Origin of the sequence: Nocardia sp. NPDC059195 (assembly GCF_042754695.1) — a bacterium.
Lineage (GTDB): Bacteria > Actinomycetota > Actinomycetes > Mycobacteriales > Mycobacteriaceae > Nocardia.
Map to the genome: position 1 here is coordinate 38,500 of NZ_JBHZBG010000021.1, position 16,634 is coordinate 55,133.

A 16,634-nucleotide genomic window follows, 5' to 3' on the forward strand; every position below is an offset into this window, starting at 1 on the left:
TCACATCGTTCGCACATCTCACCGGCCACAACGGGGCGCGGAGAGGAGATGTGGCTCTCAGCATGTGAGACCGGGAGCGGGCGTGGCGAGATCGACGAGGTAGTTGATCACCGCGGCGTCGAGGCACTGATCGCCCGCGACGAGAGCGGCGGTGTGCCGATTGCCACGGAAAGTGATCAGGTCGGCGCCGAGCTGTGCGGCCAGGTCGACACCGGCCTGATACGGCGTGGCCGGGTCGTCGGTGGTGGAGACGACGACGGTGGGCGGCAGCCCGGGTGCCGAGACACGATGCGGGGAGCTGGTGTTGGGCACCGGCCAGGCGGCGCACAGTTCCAGCGGGGCGGCGCCGGTGCCCTTGCCGTCGTCGAGGAACGGGGCCGCCTTGCGGTATTCGGAGTCCTGACGACCGCTCACCGCGGGATCGGTGATGCGCGGATCGTCGACGCAGCGGATCGCGTTGAAGGCGTCCTGGGTGTTGGCGTAGGTGCCGTCTTGGCGGCGACCGTCGTACATATCGGCCAGTTGCAGCAGAGTGTCGCCGTTTCCGCCCCGCAGTTCCGACAGGCCCTGGGTGAGGATCTGCCACAGGTCGTCGCTGTAGAGGGCCTGCTGGACGCCGGTGATCGCGTCGTTGTAGCTGAGGCCGCGCGGGTCGGCGGTCGACGCCGGGGTCTTCTCCAGTGGGCCGACCAGCTCGCGGAAGCGGGCCACGGCCTGGGCTGGGTCGGTGCCGAGCGGGCAGTCGGCGTTCTTCGCGCAGTCGGTGGCGTAGGCGTTGAACACACCTTGGAAGCCCGCTGCTTGACGCAACGACTCCTGGACCGGGTCCTGGGAGGAGTCGACGGCTCCGTCGAGGACGAGAGCGCGCACGTTCTGCGGGTATTTCTCCGCGTAGGCCGAGCCGAGGCGGGTGCCATAGGAGTAGCCGAGGTAGCTCAGCTTCGCGTCACCCAGGACCGCCCGCATGACATCCATATCCTGGATCACCTCGCGAGTGCCGACATGTCCGAGCAGGTCGACACCCGAGCGCTGGGCGCAGCGGTCGGCGTACTCGCGGTTGTCGGCCTCGGCCTCGGCGATGCCGGCCGGGGTGTTGTCGGTGGGCACCTCCGCGCGTTCGGCGTCGGCCTGCTGCGGGGTCAGGCAGACGATCGCGGGCAGCGAGGAGCCGACACCGCGCGGGTCGAACCCCACTCGATCGAACTTCTCCGCCAGTTCGGTGCGGTTGCCGACGGTGATCATCGACAGGCCGGAGACACCGGGTCCACCCGGATTCATCAGCAGCGAGCCGACCTTCTCACCGGTGGCCGGGATCCGCGAGAGCGCGATCTGGGCGGTCGGGCCGTCCGGGCGCGCGTAGTCGATCGGCACGGTGATCCGCGCGCATTCGGTTTTGGGCGGCAGCCGGTCCTCCGGGCTGCCGTAGCCCTCGCACGAACCCCAGCCGATCTGCTGGTCGTAGAAGGTGCTCAGGCCCGGCGGTGGCGGGGGCAGTTCAGCGCGCGGTGCGCTCTCCTCACCGATGCCGCAGCCGGTGACGATCAACGCAGAGACAGCGCCGAGGAGCACGACGAGCCGGCCTCGCTGCACAGTTGGCCCACCTTTCCGCGCCCTGCGGCGCACACCTGCGCCCGAATGGGCTCGCATCACGGTAGCCGAATCGACGATGTGACCGATCACACCTGCGCCGGGCCTTAAACCCGCGCGGGCGCAGGTGGCACACTGGGATCGTCAGAAACGCCCGGGGACCCGGTATGGGCCTCGAGGAACCAGACGAAAGGGACGATGATGTCCGTATCCGATGAGCAGAGTGCTGCCTACGGTGCCACTCCCGCCGAAGCCAAACCACGCCGCAAGACCCGCGTCCAGCATCTACAGCAGATGAAGGTCGACGGCGAGCGCTGGTCGATGCTGACGGCCTATGACTACTCGTCCGCCCGACTGTTCGAGGAAGCCGGTATCCCCGTGCTCCTGGTCGGCGATTCCGCCGCCAATGTCGTCTACGGCTACGACACCACCGTGCCGATCACCATCGACGAACTCATCCCGCTCGTGCGCGGTGTCGTTCGCGGCGCACCGCACGCGCTGGTGGTCGCCGATCTGCCGTTCGGGACCTACGAGTCCTCGCCGCAGCAGGCCCTCGCGACCGCCATCCGCTTCATGAAGGAGGGCGGCGCGCACGCGGTGAAGCTCGAGGGCGGCGAACGTGTCGCCGAGCAGATCGCGCTGATCACCTCCGCGGGCATCCCCGTGATGGCCCACATCGGGTTCACCCCGCAGAGCGTGAACACCCTCGGTGGTTTCCGGGTCCAGGGCCGCGGCGACGGTGCCGATCAGCTGGTCGCCGACGCGATCGCCGTGCAGGAAGCCGGTGCGTTCTCGGTGGTCATGGAAATGGTCCCCGCCGACATCGCGGGCCAGGTGACCCGCAAGCTGACCATCCCCACCGTCGGCATCGGCGCCGGTGCCGACTGCGACGCCCAGGTGCTGGTCTGGCAGGACATGGCCGGCTACACCAGCGGCAAGACCGCCAAGTTCGTCAAACGCTTCGGCAACGTCGGCGACGAGCTCCGCACCGCCGCAGCCACTTACGCCGCCGAAGTCCGCCAGGGCACCTTCCCAGGCCCCGAACACAGCTTCTAATAGGGCAAACCCACACACCACCCCAGAAACCCCTACCGCACTACCAGCCACACCCCCACCCCGAAGACCGCAGCCCTACCGCACTACCAGCCACACCGCCCACCCCAAGACCGCCATGACCGCACTCCCCACCCCGCACCCGCGACCCCTGGGGAGCGGCGGCCACGAAGTGGCCGGTCCGCGGCCGGGTCGCCGATCAGGGCTCGAAAGCGCTACGCCGAAGGCGTTAGTCTCGAGCCCTGATCGGCGGCCCCTTGGGGCCGCGGACACGCGCGCGCCAGCGCGCCAATAAACACAGCCTCAAACCGTCTGGGACTACCGAACCCAAAATCCCAGCCCCCGCCCTTCGAACCCAGCGCACCAAAACCACAACTGGCAGACTCGATAGCGACACACTTCGACTATCAGAGGTATCGATGCCGCAACCCCGTTGGATTTCTCGTTCTGCACTGTTGATCGCGGTCGCCGCGGGGCTGACTGCGTGCGGAGGCGCGGAACCCGCCCAGACCGGCAGTGCGGGCACCACCACCTCGGCCACGGCGACGACCACTCCGGCTGGGACTCTGACGATCAGCCCGTCCTCCGCCGCGCAGCTGTGCGACATGATCCGGCCCGAGCTGTCGAACTTCCGGGTGCAGGGGCCGACGCTCGGCAGGATTTCGCTCAACGCCATGGTGCACGATTGGGGTTTTCGCAACGGTGGCATCAATGGGCACGTGCTCGCCGACAAGGCGATGATCGACCGGGTAACCACCGAAAGCTGCCCCGAGGTACGGACCGAGGCGCTCACCGCCCTCGAATTGCCCTCTCTCGCTGCGGGGTTGGCGTTCTGATGCGCACCCTCTACCCCGAGATCGAACCGTTCGAGCAGGGACTCCTCGACGTCGGCGACGGCCAGTCGGTGTACTGGGAGGTCAGCGGCAACCCCGACGGCAAGCCGGTGGTGTTCGTGCACGGCGGACCCGGCGGCGCCACCGGACCACTGCAGCGGCGATTCTTCGACCCGGCCGTGTACCAGATCGTGCTGTTCGATCAGCGCGGCTGCGGAAAGTCCATGCCGCACATCGCCGATGGCGCCGCACTGGACACCAACACCACGCCGAACCTGATCGCCGATATGGAGTCGCTGCGGATGCGTCTCGGAATCGAGCGCTGGCAGGTGTTCGGCGGTTCGTGGGGGTCGACCCTCGGTCTGGCGTATGCGCAAGCGCACCCCGAGCGGGTGACCGAACTGGTGTTGCGTGGCATCTTCTTGTTGCGGCGCAAGGAAATCGACTGGTACTACAACGGTGCCGCGGGCAGTGTCTACCCTGCCGAGTGGGCGAAATTCCTGGCGCCGGTGCCTGCCGAGGAACGCGACGACGACCTCGTCGAGGTGTATCACCGGCTGCTGCACTCCCCCGATCCTCAGGTCGCACTCGATGCCGCGGTCGCCTGGTCGACGTGGGAGGGCGCGACGAGTTCCCTGCTCCCGCAACCGGATCGGGTCGCCGAAACCGCCGAAGCACGCTTCGCCCTCGCCTTCGCCCGGATCGAAAACCACTACTTTCGCCACGGCGGATTCCTCGACGAGGGACAGTTGCTGGCAGACATAGATCGGATCGCCGACATCCCCGGCGTGATCGTGCAGGGCCGCCACGACATCGTGTGCCCCGCGGTGAGCGCATGGGATCTGCACACTGCGTGGCCGTCCTCGACCCTGCACATCGTCGAGGACGCCGGGCACACCGCGCACGAGCCAGGCATCACCCACCACCTGGTGGAGGCGACCGACACGTTCGGAAAGCGAGGCTGACACCATGGCGATCGAGGCCGGAAAAGCCGTCGTCGCGGCACTACGCGAGGACATCGACCGGCTGTTCGCCGCCGAGCCCGACGTCCGCACCGATGCCTACGATTCGGTGCACCAGATGCGGGTGGCCACGCGCAGGCTGCGCAGCGTCCTGCGCTCCTACCGCAGGCTGTTCGACGCCGACGAGGCCGCCGCCACCGAAGCGGAGCTCAAATGGCTGGCCGACCTGCTCGGCGTGGCTCGCGACGCCGAAGTCCGCGCCGAGCGGTTCACCGACCTGCTGTCCGGCTACGACGCGGTCCCGACCGAGGTCACCGATTCCCTGGTCGGCGCCTCCCGCCAGGCCTACGCCGATGCCCACGCGGAGGTACTGAGCGCACTGGATGGCAAGCGCTACCGCCGCCTGCGCAAAGTCCTGAAAGCCTGGCGCACCGATCCCCCACTCACACCGGAACTCGCCCGCGACAACGCAACCGACGTCTTCGACCGAGTGCTGCGCCGCGACCGCAAACGCCTGCGCAAGCTGGTCTTCGCCGAACCCACCGCCACCCCCGCCGACCGGGTAGAGCTCCTCCACGACATCCGCAAGGGCGCCAAGCGTTTACGGTATTCCTGCGAGGCCGCGACCACCGTCCTCGGCCCTGACGCCGCCGACCTCGGCGCCCGCGCCAAACGCCTGCAATCCGTCCTCGGCGACCACCGAGACGCCGTCGAATCCCGCGAAGCCATCCTGGCCGTGGGGACAGACACGCACGGCCCCGCGGCCACCGTCTACGAACTACTGGCCGACACCGAAGAAGCGGCCGCGGGCCGCGCCATAGCCCACTACCCCGCAGCCGCTGCCTTCATCTCCGCGACGATCTAGGCCCCAACGATCAACGCGCCCTGGCATATTCGAACCCGATCGTCCGAGTTCCCGGGTCAGCGACAGCCAACCGCACCGCGACCGTCTCCCCTTCCGGCGGCTCCCCCTCGCATCGCGCGAGGATCGGCGGTTCGCTGACGAAGATCTCGGCGGGCCGGGACCCGTTGGCATCACGCAAGACCACGGCAGCGAACTCGGTGCCGACCCGAGGCGCGAGAACAGTGGCCTCGGTCAGATCGACGCACGCACGATCCACCTTGTTGGCCACCGCGTCCGTGCGCCGCATCGTCTCGGCAGCGCTCTTCACCCCGTCCACCACCCACTGCGGCACCTCGACCCCCGCGCTGTGCGCCAGGCAGATCTCGGTGGTGAACCGATCGGCCAACCGCCGCAGCGGCGCCGTGACATGCGCGTATGGAGCCCCGATCGCACTGTGCGTCAACTGCTCCGGCGACGGATCGTCGAGTTCGGCGAGCAGCGTGTAACTCGCCCCACGCAACAATCCGGTGGCTTCCGACATCAACACCAGCGCCGCGGGCGTATTCGCGTCGAGCCCTGCGAGCATCCGCCCCACCGGCACCTCAGCAGGCCAGTCGACCCCCAACGCCGCTGCCGTGCGCCGCATCGATTCGATCGCGCTTCCCGGCGGCGGTGGCATCGTCCGCAGCAAGCCGATCCCATTGTGCTCCACCATGATTCGCGCAGCACACATTCCGGTGAGCAGCGAGACCTGCTCGTTCCAGTCGTCGGCGGCGGTCCGCGGCTCCAACTGCAGGCGCCAACCGTCACCGTCGGGAACCACTTCCTGCGCGGGCAAACGCAGCGAGATAGCACCTTGTTCGAACCCCGCCTCGATCCGCAGCCGCCCGAATTCGGGCAGCGCGGTCAACGACGGATGCAATGTTCCAGCGTCGGCGGCGGCCTGCACCTGCGCGTAATCGAACCGCTCCCGAGAGCGCACCAACGCGCGCGTCACCGAAAAGCTCAGCGGCACAGCACCATTGTCGAGCTCGATGGTCCACAACGCGGCAGGCCGGTCGACACCGGGCAGCAGACTCGCGGTGCCCTCGGACAGCACCGTCGGATGCAGCGCGACATTGCCGTCGGGCAGATAGAAAGTTTGCCCGCGCACTTCGGCCTCCGCGGCGAGCGCGCTGCCCGGCACGATCACCGCACCGAGATCCGCGATCGCGTAATGCAGGGTGAAGCCGGTGGGAGTGCGTTCGATATGCAGCGCCTGGTCCAGATCCAGCGCGCTGGGCGGGTCGATGGTCACGAACTCGATATCGGTCCGATCGACCCGGGTGCCCGCGAACGCGTCTACCGCGTCGCGGGCTTCGGAGACGGCCTCGGTCGGATATTCCGAGGCCAGTCCGAATTCGGAACGGATGGCGCCGAAGTCGACCGGCGCCGAGACGATCCGCTGATGGAGTTGCAGACCAATGGTCCGACCCCGATCCGGCGAACTACTCGTCCTGTGTTCGAAGTCCATCTTCGCAGAGTAGCGAGTCCTACTTCAGAGCGAGCATGGTGCCGTTGAGCTGATCGAGCGGGCCGTACACCGTGAAAGTGACCCGGCCGTTGGGGACGGCCGAGGACACGGTCGCGGCCGCGTCGAGTGCCTGACCGAACGAGGCCGCCGACGGATGCGGCAGACCGGCCACGGTCAGGCCGAATCGGGACTGGTGCACCCAGGCGGTATCAGCCGGGCTGAGGTCGACCTGCACCCCGCCTGCGAGCGGGGTCACCGCGACCGCGCTCGCCGAACCGGCACCAAGCGTTGCGAAAACCGCAGCGGCTCCGGCGATCAGTGCACCGGCGACAATGGAACGAACTACCCGCATGTAAATGTGACCTGCTTCCGCGATCGAATGTGTTGGGCCCGAGGAAGTGGCAGCGAGCCCTGCCGACGGCGATCACTCTATGACCTCGCTCACGTTCCCGGCGAGTTCCAGCGCAATTTCGCCGTCAAGACACACGAGCGCGGCGACATCGCGGGCAATTGTTACTGTGGCGGCGGCGCACTCGGCAGCTGCCGGGTTGTGCGGCACTCACGTCGATAAATGGGAGTTTGCGAACGTATGTCGTGGCTGATTTTCGATTACCTGTCGCCGATCCTCGGACCGGACGCGGCCAGCTATTGGGCGCATCTGCTGGCGATTAACCCGGGGTAGCTCACCGCTTCGATCCAGAACATGCCGCTTCCCGATAACCACAGGGGAAGCGGCGTGTTTCCTGGGCCGCTAGCATCCCGCTGCGTGAGTAGAACTACCGCCGCCATCGCGGCCAGCGCCTCCGTCTTCGCCCTGCTTCTGGCCGGCTGCAGCGACGACTCTTCCTCCGCCGGCGCCCCCTCCACCACCCCCGCGCCCGCCTTCCAGGTCGAAGCCAGCAAGGCGGGCATGTTCGTGGTGAGCTACCGCAACGCCTTCCCCAAGCTGGCGCAGGGGCGTGACGACGCCGCCGTGGCCGCGGTGCTGAACCATTCCTGCTCCGAGATCAAGGCGGGCAAGTCCGAGGCCGACACCATTGCCACGATCCTCGCGGCGGCCAAGAACGGCGACACCGCCGCGACCACCGAAGAGGCCACGGCCGTCTACCAGATGTCCAAGCTGATGTGCTGAGCCCTGTGCGGCGAAGCGAGGCGGCGGTTCCCGGTGGGAACCGCCGCCTTCTCGTTTCGTGGGCGGGCGAGCCGGCCTGTAAGCCGGATCCTGTCCCCGATTCGCATCGGGGGGCGACCATCCATCTGGACACACCGTTGCCGGGTGCCTCGAGCGGTCCACCCGCAGGCTCGGGCGAGCAGCCCTCGAACACCTGCGCAGCCGCACCGTTGCCGATGCGACCTTTGACCTTGCTCCGGGCGGGGTTTACCTAGCCGCCCCGGTCACCCGGGGCGCTGGTGCGCTCTTACCGCACCGTTTCACCCTTACCGCACTCGCGTGCGGCGGTCTGTTCTCTGTGGCACTGTCCCGCGGGTCACCCCGGGTTGCCGTTAACAACCGCCCTGCTCTGTGGAGTCCGGACTTTCCTCGGTACCGGGCAGCGGCACTGTTGGTGCCCGTTCCCGTTACCGCGGTCGCCCGACCGACTCACCCGCCGGTACAGAGTACTCGCTACGGTATTGACTCATGGAACGTGTCGACGTCAGTTTCCCCTCGGGTGACCAGCAGTGCGCCGCGTGGCTCTACCTGCCCGACGGTGCGCCACGGCCGCGGCCGTTGGTGATCATGGGACACGGGCTCGGGGCCACCCGCGAGATGGGCTTGGATCGGTATGCGCGGCGGTTCGTCGCCGCGGGAATGGGGGTGCTTGCCTTCGACTACCGAAATTTCGGTGCCAGTGAGGGTTCGCCTCGCCAGGTACTCAACATCGCCCGTCAGCGGCAGGACTGGAAGGCCGCAATCGCCTACGCACGCAGCATCCGTGGCTTCGATGCCACCCGGATCGCGCTGTGGGGCACCTCCTTCGGCGGTGGGCACGTGCTCGCGGTGGCGCCCGACGACGATTACCTGGCCGCGGTGGTGGCCCAGGTGCCGTTCACCAGCGGGTGGGCATCGTCGATGACGAAGGGCCCGATCAGCCTGACCAAGGTCGCCACCATCGCGGCCACCGACCTGCTCATCGGCCCGATCCGCCGCAAACCCATCCGCATCCGACTAGCCGGGCGCAAACGCTCCGCGGCGTTGATGAGCGCCACCGACGTACCGGAGGGCTTCGGCCGACTCGCCGAGGAGAGCGACAGCTACGACCCCAAAGTCGGTGCCCGCATTGCCTTCTCGACTCTGTTCGACTCCCCCGGCCGCCGCGCCAAATCCCTGAAGGTCCCCGTCTTCTACGCGATCGCCGAAAACGACTCGATCGCCCCCGCCGGGCCGACCCGCAAGGCCGCCCAACGCACCAAACACGCTGTGGTCAAGCAGTATCCGGTCGGCCACTTCGATGTGTACTTCGATGATGTCTTCGAGCAGGTAGTGCGCGACCAGACCGACTTCCTGGTGTCGGTCCTTCGCCCCTGAACCGCCCGGATACGCCATGGCAGTGGGGCACCATGGAGTGATGGAACAGGCACGAAGGGCTCAGCACCGAAATGGTGCTGAGCCCTTGTGGTTTCGCGGGTGGATCAGATGGGCTGGAAGCCCGCGCCTACGCCGCCTGCGCGGTTGAGCACGTCCAGGATCACCTGAATGGGCTGGAAGTAGGCGGGTGAGTGGATCGGGTTGGCGCCACCGGTGCAGGGGACGTCGAAGTCGACGGGACCGAGGCCGGTGAGGCGGCCCTGGTTCATGCCGACGAGACGGTCGCCCACGACGACGGGTCCGCCGGAATCGCCTGGCTGCGAGCAGTACTGGTTGATGGAGGTGCCTTCGAGTTCACCCCACACCATGCCGCAGCTGCGACCGCTGGTGCGGCCGTCCGAGCACACCGTGGCACCGGGGCCGGGCGCGCCACCGATACCCGCGACGGTGGTCTGGCCGATGGTGCGCACCGGCAGCACCTTCGACGCATCCAGTTGCAGCACAGCGAAATCCAGGTAGTCGCCGTCGTCGGAGTACGCGACGGTACCGATCACGCCTGCTGCGAGCGCCTGCTCGGCGCCGACGCGCGAGCCGGTCGGCGCGCAATGTCCCGCGGTGAGACCGACGAGGCGGCCCGCCCCGTCGTGGCCGATGGCCGTGAGCGAACAACCGGAGTTGTTGTCGAAGACGATGCCCGAAGCCGCGCCGAGCACCACGCTCGGGTCGGCCGTCACGCTACCCGCACCCGCGGACGCGGTGAGCACCCCCGCGATGGCCGCCGCAAACGCCGCCATCCGTAGAAACCTCATCAAGTACCTTTCCTGTGTGGCCGCGCATCCGCACGCCCGAGAATCTGTCGGGCAATGCGGCGTCGTCGTTACGCCGACCGTGCGCCGGGGCGACCGTACCGCGCCCGGGCGAGGACCGGCTAGCTCACAGGTATGAGGTGTCGTTCACCAGGCGCACCGAGGCGCCACCATCGGGATAGAACTCGGCGACGCACAGCGACGCGAGGTCGAGGTGCAGGCGGTACAGCAGCGACGGGCCGACACCAAGGGCCAACTGCAACAGGGTTTTGATCGGGGTCACGTGGCTGACCACCACCACGTTCTGGCCCGGGTACAGCGCGACCAGATCGCGGCGCACCCCTTCGACGCGTTCGCGCACCTGATCGAAACTCTCGCCGCCGGGTGCGGGAATCGAGGGGTCGCCGAGCCAGTCGCGGTGCAGGATCGGATCGCTCTGGGCGGCTTCGGCGAAGGTGAGACCTTCCCAGTCACCGAAGTCGGTCTCGGTGAGGCCGTCGAGAATGCGCAGCGGCACATCGAGGGCGGCCGCGGCGGCTTCGGCGGTGGAACGGGCCCGCTGCAGTGGGGAGCTCACCACGGCGGCGATATCGCCTTTGGCGGCAAGCATTTTCGCGGCACGCTCGACCTGTTCGCGACCGAGGTCGGTCAGCGGCGGGTTGCCACGGCCGGAGTAGCGGCGCTCCACCGACAGCGCGGTCTGGCCGTGACGCAGCAGCAGCAACCGGGTCGGCTTGCCGACGGCGCCGGTCCAGCCGGGCGTAAACTTGATCGCGTCAGCCGATTTCGGCACCGCGACTTCATCACCGGCGGCATGTCCGGCGGCGACGGCCTCGCGCACGGTCGCGGTGAGCTCACCGTCGTCCATCGCCTCGTTCGCGAGCCGGTCGGCGTGTGCGTTCTCGGCGCGCGGAATCCAGGTGAAGCTCACCCGATCGAATCCGGCGACCAGTGCCCGCGCCTGCTCGGCGAGCGGAATCATCGAGGCGTGCTTGATCTTCCAGCGTCCCGACATCTGTTCGACGACGAGTTTGGAATCCATGCGCACCGTGACAACCCGCGCGCCCAATTCGGCCGAAGCCGCCAAACCCGCGATGAGACCACGGTATTCGGCCACATTGTTGGTGGCGACGCCGATGAACTCCTTGCGTTCGGCGAGCACCCGCACGTGATCGGCGGCGAACACCACCGCGCCGTAACCGGCCGGGCCGGGATTGCCGCGCGAGCCACCGTCGGCTTCGACGATCACCTCGCTCATCGGCGCACCGCCGCGATCACAGCCCCGATTCCTTGGTACGCACCATGATCGCGCTGCACTCCGGGCAGCGCAGGACCGCGTCGGGCGCGGCCTTGGCGATGCGCTGCATCTCGCCGCGGTCGATCTCGATCCGGCAGGCGCCGCAGCGGCGAGCCTGCAACAAGGCCGCGCCGACACCGTGCGCCGCGCGCTGCTTGTCGTAGACGGCGATCAGGTCGGCGGGGAACAGGCCGATCAGCTCGGAGCGATCCTTCTCGCAACGCTGCTGCGCCACTTCGAGATCGGCCATCGCCTCATCGCGCAGGCGTTCGGCGTCTTCGAGGTCGTGGTCGGCCTTGCTGAGCCGCGCACCCGCGTGGTCGTGGTCGGCGAGCATCGCCTCACGCTGTTCCATCACGGTCAGCAGCTCGTCCTCGAGCACCGAGCGGCGACGCTCCAGGCTGCCCAGTTCGTGCTGGATCTCGGAGAGCTGCTTGGCGGCGACGGTGCCCGCGGTGAGCATGCCGCGGTCGCGGTCCTCGCGCTTGCGGACGGCGTCGACCTCACCCTCCAGCTTGCGGATGTCGCGGTCCAGATCGTCGATGCCGATCTCCACCGCCACGGCCGCGTCCTTGTAGCCGTTGCGCTCGGCCGCCAGTCGTGCCACTTCCTGCTGCTCGGGCAGCGCGGAACGGCGATGGGCGATGCGCGTCAACTCGGCATCGACACCTGCGAGCTGCAACAGCTTGGTCTGGACCGACGGTTCGACATTCAACGCGCACGAACTCCTACAACACAGTGGACGGATGGATCGATCAACCGTACCGCGCCGCAGGGTGTGATCACGCCATGACCCGAGACATCGCCGAACCTCACCGATCCCGGCGGCGAGAAACTAGCCGCTGACCGTCCACGGGTCGGTGCGCAGCGTGCAGACGCGGGTCTGCACCGCGGGCAGGGCGGTGTTGACGAACTGTTCGGCCTGGCCACACCAGGGGAATTCGGTGGCCCAGTGGGCGGCGTCGATGAGGGCGGGGCCGCCGCGGCGGAGGTGTTCGTCGACGGGGTGGTGGCGCAGGTCGGAGGTGAGGTAGGCGTCGACGCCGGCGCGGATGGCTTTGTCGAGGTAGGAATCACCCGCGCCGCCGCAGACGGCTACGCGTTCGATGATGCGTTCCGGATCACCCGCGGCGCGCACACCCCAGACGGTGCGGGGCAGCCCGACGCCGACGCGGGCGGTGAATTCGCGCAGGGTCTCGGGCTGTGGGAGTTCGCCGATGCGGCCGATGCCGAGTGACGACGGCAGGGGTGCGCGTTCGGTGACGTGGTAGGCGGGTTCCTCGTAGGGGTGGGCGGCGCGCAGGGCCGCGAGGACTGCGAGGCGGGAGGTCGGGGGCGCGACCACCTCGACGGCGTCCTCGGTGAGCCTTTCGACCGTGCCGATCGCGCCGATCGCAGGGTTGGCGCCCGCGATCGGCAGGAATTGGCCGGTGCCCGCCGTGTACCAGGCGGCTTCGCGGTAGTCGCCGATCGCGCCCGCGCCCGCGGTGAACAAGGCCGACATCAAGGAAGCCGTGTGGGTCTGGGGCACCTGGATGACCCATTTATCCACGGAGGCAATCGGTTTGGGATCCAACGGGCCGGTGACGGTGAGGCCGACGGCCGCGGCGAGCGCATCGGAGACACCCGGGTCGGCGGAGTCGGCGTTGGTGTGGGCGGAGAACAGGGCGCAGCCGGATCGGATCAACCGGTGCAGCAGAGCGCCTTTCGGCGTATCGGCGGCGACGGTGTCGACCCCGCGCAACAGCAGCGGATGATGGACGACCAAAGCCTGTGCGCCCCAACCGATCGCCTCGTCGACAACCGCGGCGGTCGCGTCGACGGCGAACACCACCTTGGTGACCTTCTGTCCGGGGTCACCACAGACGAGCCCCACCGAATCCCACGATTCGGCCAGTCTCGGCGGGTACGCCGCGTCGAGCACCCCGATCAGTTCGGCCAGGTCGGTCACCGCCGCCTCCTTCGTCGCGTGGGAATGGTCTTTGTCGGGGTCACCACAGTGCTGCGTTCAGAGCGTCGATCAACCGGTCGACTTCGGCGGCACCACGAACCGCTACGCGGAGGTGGTCGGGACCGAGTCCGGGGAAGGTGTCGGCGCGGCGGACTGCGATGCCGCGGTCGGCGAGGCGCTTGCGCAGCAGCGCGCCGTCGGGGACACGCAGGAGGAGGAAGGGCCCGGTGGCCGGGGTGTGGACGTCGAGGCCCAGCGCGGTGAGGCGGTCGATCATCGCGGTGCGGTCAGCGGCGATGCGGTGCGCGTGCTGCCGGGATTCGGCGACAGCGGAGGGTTCGGCGGTGGCGATGATCGCCTCGAGCTGGAGGGTGCCGAGCGGCCAGTGCGGGCGGCCATGGGTCAGCCGAGCCAGGACTTCGGGAGCACCGAGGGCGTAGCCACAACGCAAACCGGCCAGCGCCCACGTTTTTGTGAGGCTGCGCAAAACGATGACATCGGGCGCCGAAAGACCGGCCAACGACTCTGGCTCACCCGAAACGACGCGGCCGATCGGACTCGCATCGGGGAGATTCCCACCCGAGCGCGTATCCGCGATGCCACCGGATCGAACGTCGGCCGGATCACCAGCGTCGGCTCTGTGCTGACCGAACAGACGGCTATCCGACGCGCCATCAATGCCGGTCGAGCCGGCCGGCGACCGGCGCGAGGTGCTCTCGCCGGAGTGCGAGCACCGATCAACGACCGCGTCGGCGAAGGCTTCGTCGATCACGACGATCCGGCCGGGGCGGCGAAGTGCCTGAATCGTCTCGGCGGGATGCAGGATCGAGGTGGGGTTGGTGGGGTTGCCGACGACCACGAGGTCGGCTTCCTCGGGGACCAGGGTCGGGTCGAGGGTGTAGGGCCGTTCCAGGATCACCCGGGTGACCGGGACGCCTGCCTCGCGCAGCGCCAGTTCGGGCTCGGTGAAGGACGGGTGGATGACGGCGGCGAGGCGGGGTGCCAGGCGGGGCAGCATCGCGAACCCCTCGGCGGCGCCCGCCAGCAGCAGTACTTCGTCCGGCGCGCGGCCGTGGCGGGCGGCGACGGCGACGCGGGCGGTGTGTTCGTCGTCGGAACTCGGGTAGCGGCCGAGATCGGTGAGACGGGCGGCGAGGCGGTCGCGCAGCCAGTCGGGTGGGGCGACGCCCTGGACGTTCACCGCGAAATCGAGCATGCCAGGGCGTGCCTCCACGTCGCCGTGGTGGCGCAACATCGCGGGGTCGACGGAGTCCTCGAGCACAACTGAACACCCTACGTGGCGGCGATTCGGCGTCACGGGCGACAATGGCTCCCGTGGGTCCACTACATGTCTCGTTCATTTGCACAGGCAATATCTGCCGGTCACCGATGGCCGCGAAGATGTTCGAGGCGCATCTCTACCGAGCCGGTCTCGCGAACCGGGTGCGAGTGAGCAGCGCCGGGACAGGTTCGTGGCATGTCGGCGATGGAGCCGACCCGCGCACCGAGGCCACCCTGCGCCGCGCCGGCTACCCGACCGAGCACACCGCGGCGACCTTCGGTCCCGAGCACAGTGACGCCGACCTGATCATCGCCTTGGACACCGGGCACGATCGCGAGCTCGCGCACCGCGGCGTCCCCACCGAGCAGCGCAGGCTGCTGCGCAGCTTCGACCCCGCCGCCGACGGCTCCGACGTGCCGGACCCGTACTACGGCGACCAGTCCGACTTCGACCTGGTTCGCGACCAGATCGAGGCCGCCATCCCCGGCCTGCTGGACTGGGTCCACGCCGAACTCGACGCGCGCAACACCGCCGACGTGCCGCTCTGATGCGCAAGCTCACCTTCCTGCTGCGCCCCAGCTGGCTGATCCTCGCGGTGATCGTCGCCGCGTTCGCCTACCTGTGCTTCACCGTCCTGGCGCCATGGCAGCTCGGCAAGAACGACAGCACCGAACACCGCAACCAGCTGATCGCCGACTCCGTGCAAGCCGACCCCGTAGCCGTGACCGATGTTCTGGACGGCGACACCAGCACCCACACCGAATGGCGCAAGGTGACCGCGACCGGCACCTTTGTCCCCGAGTCGACCGTCCTGGTCCGGCTACGCCACCTCGACGGCGCCCCCGGTTACGCGGTCCTCGCCGCCTTCCGCCTCGACGACGGCCGCACCCTCCTGGTGGACCGCGGCCTGGTCGCCTCCGTAGACGGCACCCGCCCACCCGCGATAGCTGACCCACCCGCGGGCCCGCAACGCATCGAAGCCCGAGTTCGAGCCTCCGAAGGCGTAGTCCCCGACAAGACTCCCACCACGCAAGACGGCTACCGCCAGGTGTACACGGTCGACACCACCCAGGAATCCACCGTCCTCGGCACCCCCCTGACCCCCATCCCGACCGGCACCGACAAGGGCGGCTACCTCCAACTGGCCACCGACCAACCAGGTGCCTTCACCCCCACCCCCCTCCCCCAACTCGACGCAGGCCCCTACCTCTCCTACGGCCTCCAATGGCTCGCCTTCGGCCTGATGGCCCCCCTCGGCCTCGGCTATTTCGTAGTAGCCGAACTCCGAGCCCGCCGCCGAGACCGAGCCCAACCGTCCGCGCCGGCAAACCCCCCACCCACTCCAACGACCGACCCCGCGGCCACCACCCAACCGACCACCGAAGCCCGCCTAGCCGACCGCTACGGCCGCACCTGATCTCCTCCGCCTCCCCGAATATTCAGCGGGTCGTCCGGTAGCTCGACTGTCAGCTCTCGGCCTTGCGTCATCCGCGCAATAGGAGGGAGGTAGTTGGGGAGTTACCCATGTGCTCACCTGATCAGCTGGACGCGTCCCACCGCACCCAAGCCACCACCCCCGATCACACCGTGCGCCCCAAGTCCGCCCTACAGCACTCCCAACCCCACCGCACACCCCGAAGCCCGCAGCCCTACCGCACCCCCAACCACACCACACACCCCGAAGCCCGCAGCCCTACCGCACCCCCAACCACACCACACACCCCGAAGCCCGCAGCCCTACCGCACTCCCAGCCCCACCGCACACCCCAAATCCGCCATGACCGCACTCCCAACCCCCACCCGCGACCCCTGGGGAGCGGCGGCCACGCAGTGGCCGGTCCGCGGCCGGGTCGCCGGTTAGCGCTCGAAAGCGCTGAGCCGAAGGCTCTAGTCTCGAGCGCTAACCGGCGGCCCTCAGGGCCGCGGACACGCGCGCGCCAGCGCGCCAAAAACACAGCGTATACAGCCCGGGACTACCG

At 68.5% G+C, this 16,634-nt stretch carries 16 protein-coding genes and 1 other RNA gene; 8 read left to right on the plus strand and 9 right to left on the minus strand.

Annotation, left to right across the window (positions count from 1 at the left end):
- Positions 1 to 57 precede the first annotated feature (57 nt).
- Positions 58 to 1,647 (minus strand): alpha/beta hydrolase, encoded by a 1,590-nt coding sequence (locus ACFXKN_RS23820; protein ID WP_379433855.1) that lies wholly within the window; start codon positions 1,645 to 1,647, stop codon positions 58 to 60.
- 141 nt (positions 1,648 to 1,788) lie between these two features.
- Between ACFXKN_RS23820 and panB the strand changes: the two genes are divergently transcribed.
- The 4 genes from panB to ACFXKN_RS23840 all read left to right on the plus strand — a co-directional run bounded on the left by panB (position 1,789) and on the right by ACFXKN_RS23840 (position 5,300).
- Positions 1,789 to 2,643, plus strand: a complete 855-nt coding sequence (gene panB, locus ACFXKN_RS23825) for a 3-methyl-2-oxobutanoate hydroxymethyltransferase (protein ID WP_379433856.1) — start codon at positions 1,789 to 1,791, stop codon at positions 2,641 to 2,643.
- A gap of 416 nt (positions 2,644 to 3,059) precedes the next feature.
- Positions 3,060 to 3,476: a hypothetical protein gene (locus ACFXKN_RS23830; RefSeq protein WP_378974651.1), complete on the plus strand. Its 417-nt coding sequence runs from the start codon at positions 3,060 to 3,062 to the stop codon at positions 3,474 to 3,476.
- Complete coding sequence (gene pip, locus ACFXKN_RS23835; RefSeq protein ID WP_379433857.1) at positions 3,476 to 4,438, plus strand: prolyl aminopeptidase; 963 nt, start codon at positions 3,476 to 3,478, stop codon at positions 4,436 to 4,438. The genes ACFXKN_RS23830 and pip overlap by 1 nt, the downstream gene beginning before the upstream one ends.
- A 4-nt stretch (positions 4,439 to 4,442) precedes the next feature.
- Positions 4,443 to 5,300 carry a CHAD domain-containing protein gene (locus ACFXKN_RS23840; RefSeq protein ID WP_379433858.1) on the plus strand — a complete coding sequence of 286 codons (858 nt, stop codon included), beginning with the start codon at positions 4,443 to 4,445 and terminating at the stop codon, positions 5,298 to 5,300.
- A 10-nt stretch (positions 5,301 to 5,310) separates the two neighbouring features.
- On the opposite strand, the gene ACFXKN_RS23845 is transcribed toward ACFXKN_RS23840, so the two are convergent.
- Together ACFXKN_RS23845 and ACFXKN_RS23850 are read right to left on the minus strand one after the other, a co-directional pair.
- Complete coding sequence (locus ACFXKN_RS23845) at positions 5,311 to 6,738, minus strand: RNB domain-containing ribonuclease (protein ID WP_379433885.1); 1,428 nt, start codon at positions 6,736 to 6,738, stop codon at positions 5,311 to 5,313.
- Between the two features lie 73 nt (positions 6,739 to 6,811).
- Entirely contained in the window at positions 6,812 to 7,144 is a 333-nt protein-coding gene (locus ACFXKN_RS23850; protein ID WP_056821111.1) for a hypothetical protein, read from the minus strand.
- Positions 7,145 to 7,558: 414 nt separating this feature from the next.
- Between ACFXKN_RS23850 and ACFXKN_RS23855 the strand changes: the two genes are divergently transcribed.
- The gene (locus ACFXKN_RS23855) at positions 7,559 to 7,924 is read left to right on the plus strand and encodes a hypothetical protein (RefSeq protein WP_378974636.1); all 366 of its coding nucleotides are present in this window, start codon (positions 7,559 to 7,561) and stop codon (positions 7,922 to 7,924) included.
- Positions 7,925 to 7,987: 63 nt separating this feature from the next.
- Here the strand turns inward: ACFXKN_RS23855 and rnpB are convergent.
- Positions 7,988 to 8,395, minus strand: an RNA gene (gene rnpB, locus ACFXKN_RS23860) — RNase P RNA component class A.
- 36 nt (positions 8,396 to 8,431) lie between these two features.
- Here rnpB and ACFXKN_RS23865 point away from each other — a divergent pair.
- A complete protein-coding gene (locus tag ACFXKN_RS23865; protein WP_378974631.1) occupies positions 8,432 to 9,319 on the plus strand; it encodes an alpha/beta hydrolase in 888 nt (295 codons plus the stop codon).
- Between the two features lie 104 nt (positions 9,320 to 9,423).
- Here the strand turns inward: ACFXKN_RS23865 and ACFXKN_RS23870 are convergent, their stop codons facing one another.
- The 5 genes from ACFXKN_RS23870 to ACFXKN_RS23890 all read right to left on the minus strand — a co-directional run bounded on the left by ACFXKN_RS23870 (position 9,424) and on the right by ACFXKN_RS23890 (position 14,628).
- The gene (locus ACFXKN_RS23870) at positions 9,424 to 10,113 is read right to left on the minus strand and encodes a hypothetical protein (protein ID WP_378974625.1); all 690 of its coding nucleotides are present in this window, start codon (positions 10,111 to 10,113) and stop codon (positions 9,424 to 9,426) included.
- Positions 10,114 to 10,252: 139 nt separating this feature from the next.
- Positions 10,253 to 11,383 carry a bifunctional RNase H/acid phosphatase gene (locus tag ACFXKN_RS23875; RefSeq protein ID WP_379433859.1) on the minus strand — a complete coding sequence of 377 codons (1,131 nt, stop codon included), beginning with the start codon at positions 11,381 to 11,383 and terminating at the stop codon, positions 10,253 to 10,255.
- A gap of 16 nt (positions 11,384 to 11,399) precedes the next feature.
- Positions 11,400 to 12,137 (minus strand): zinc ribbon domain-containing protein, encoded by a 738-nt coding sequence (locus tag ACFXKN_RS23880; protein WP_378974618.1) that lies wholly within the window; start codon positions 12,135 to 12,137, stop codon positions 11,400 to 11,402.
- 120 nt (positions 12,138 to 12,257) lie between these two features.
- On the minus strand, positions 12,258 to 13,373 hold the full coding sequence (locus ACFXKN_RS23885; RefSeq protein ID WP_379433860.1) for a Nif3-like dinuclear metal center hexameric protein: 1,116 nt from the start codon (positions 13,371 to 13,373) through the stop codon (positions 12,258 to 12,260).
- A gap of 40 nt (positions 13,374 to 13,413) precedes the next feature.
- Complete coding sequence (locus ACFXKN_RS23890) at positions 13,414 to 14,628, minus strand: pyridoxal phosphate-dependent aminotransferase (protein ID WP_379433886.1); 1,215 nt, start codon at positions 14,626 to 14,628, stop codon at positions 13,414 to 13,416.
- Positions 14,629 to 14,699: 71 nt separating this feature from the next.
- Here ACFXKN_RS23890 and ACFXKN_RS23895 point away from each other — a divergent pair, with 71 nt between their 5' ends.
- Entirely contained in the window at positions 14,700 to 15,203 is a 504-nt protein-coding gene (locus ACFXKN_RS23895) for a low molecular weight protein-tyrosine-phosphatase (RefSeq protein ID WP_378974603.1), read from the plus strand.
- Complete coding sequence (locus ACFXKN_RS23900) at positions 15,203 to 16,072, plus strand: SURF1 family protein (RefSeq protein WP_379433861.1); 870 nt, start codon at positions 15,203 to 15,205, stop codon at positions 16,070 to 16,072. Before ACFXKN_RS23895 ends, ACFXKN_RS23900 begins: the two co-directional genes overlap by 1 nt.
- The last annotated feature ends 562 nt before the right edge of the window (positions 16,073 to 16,634 follow it).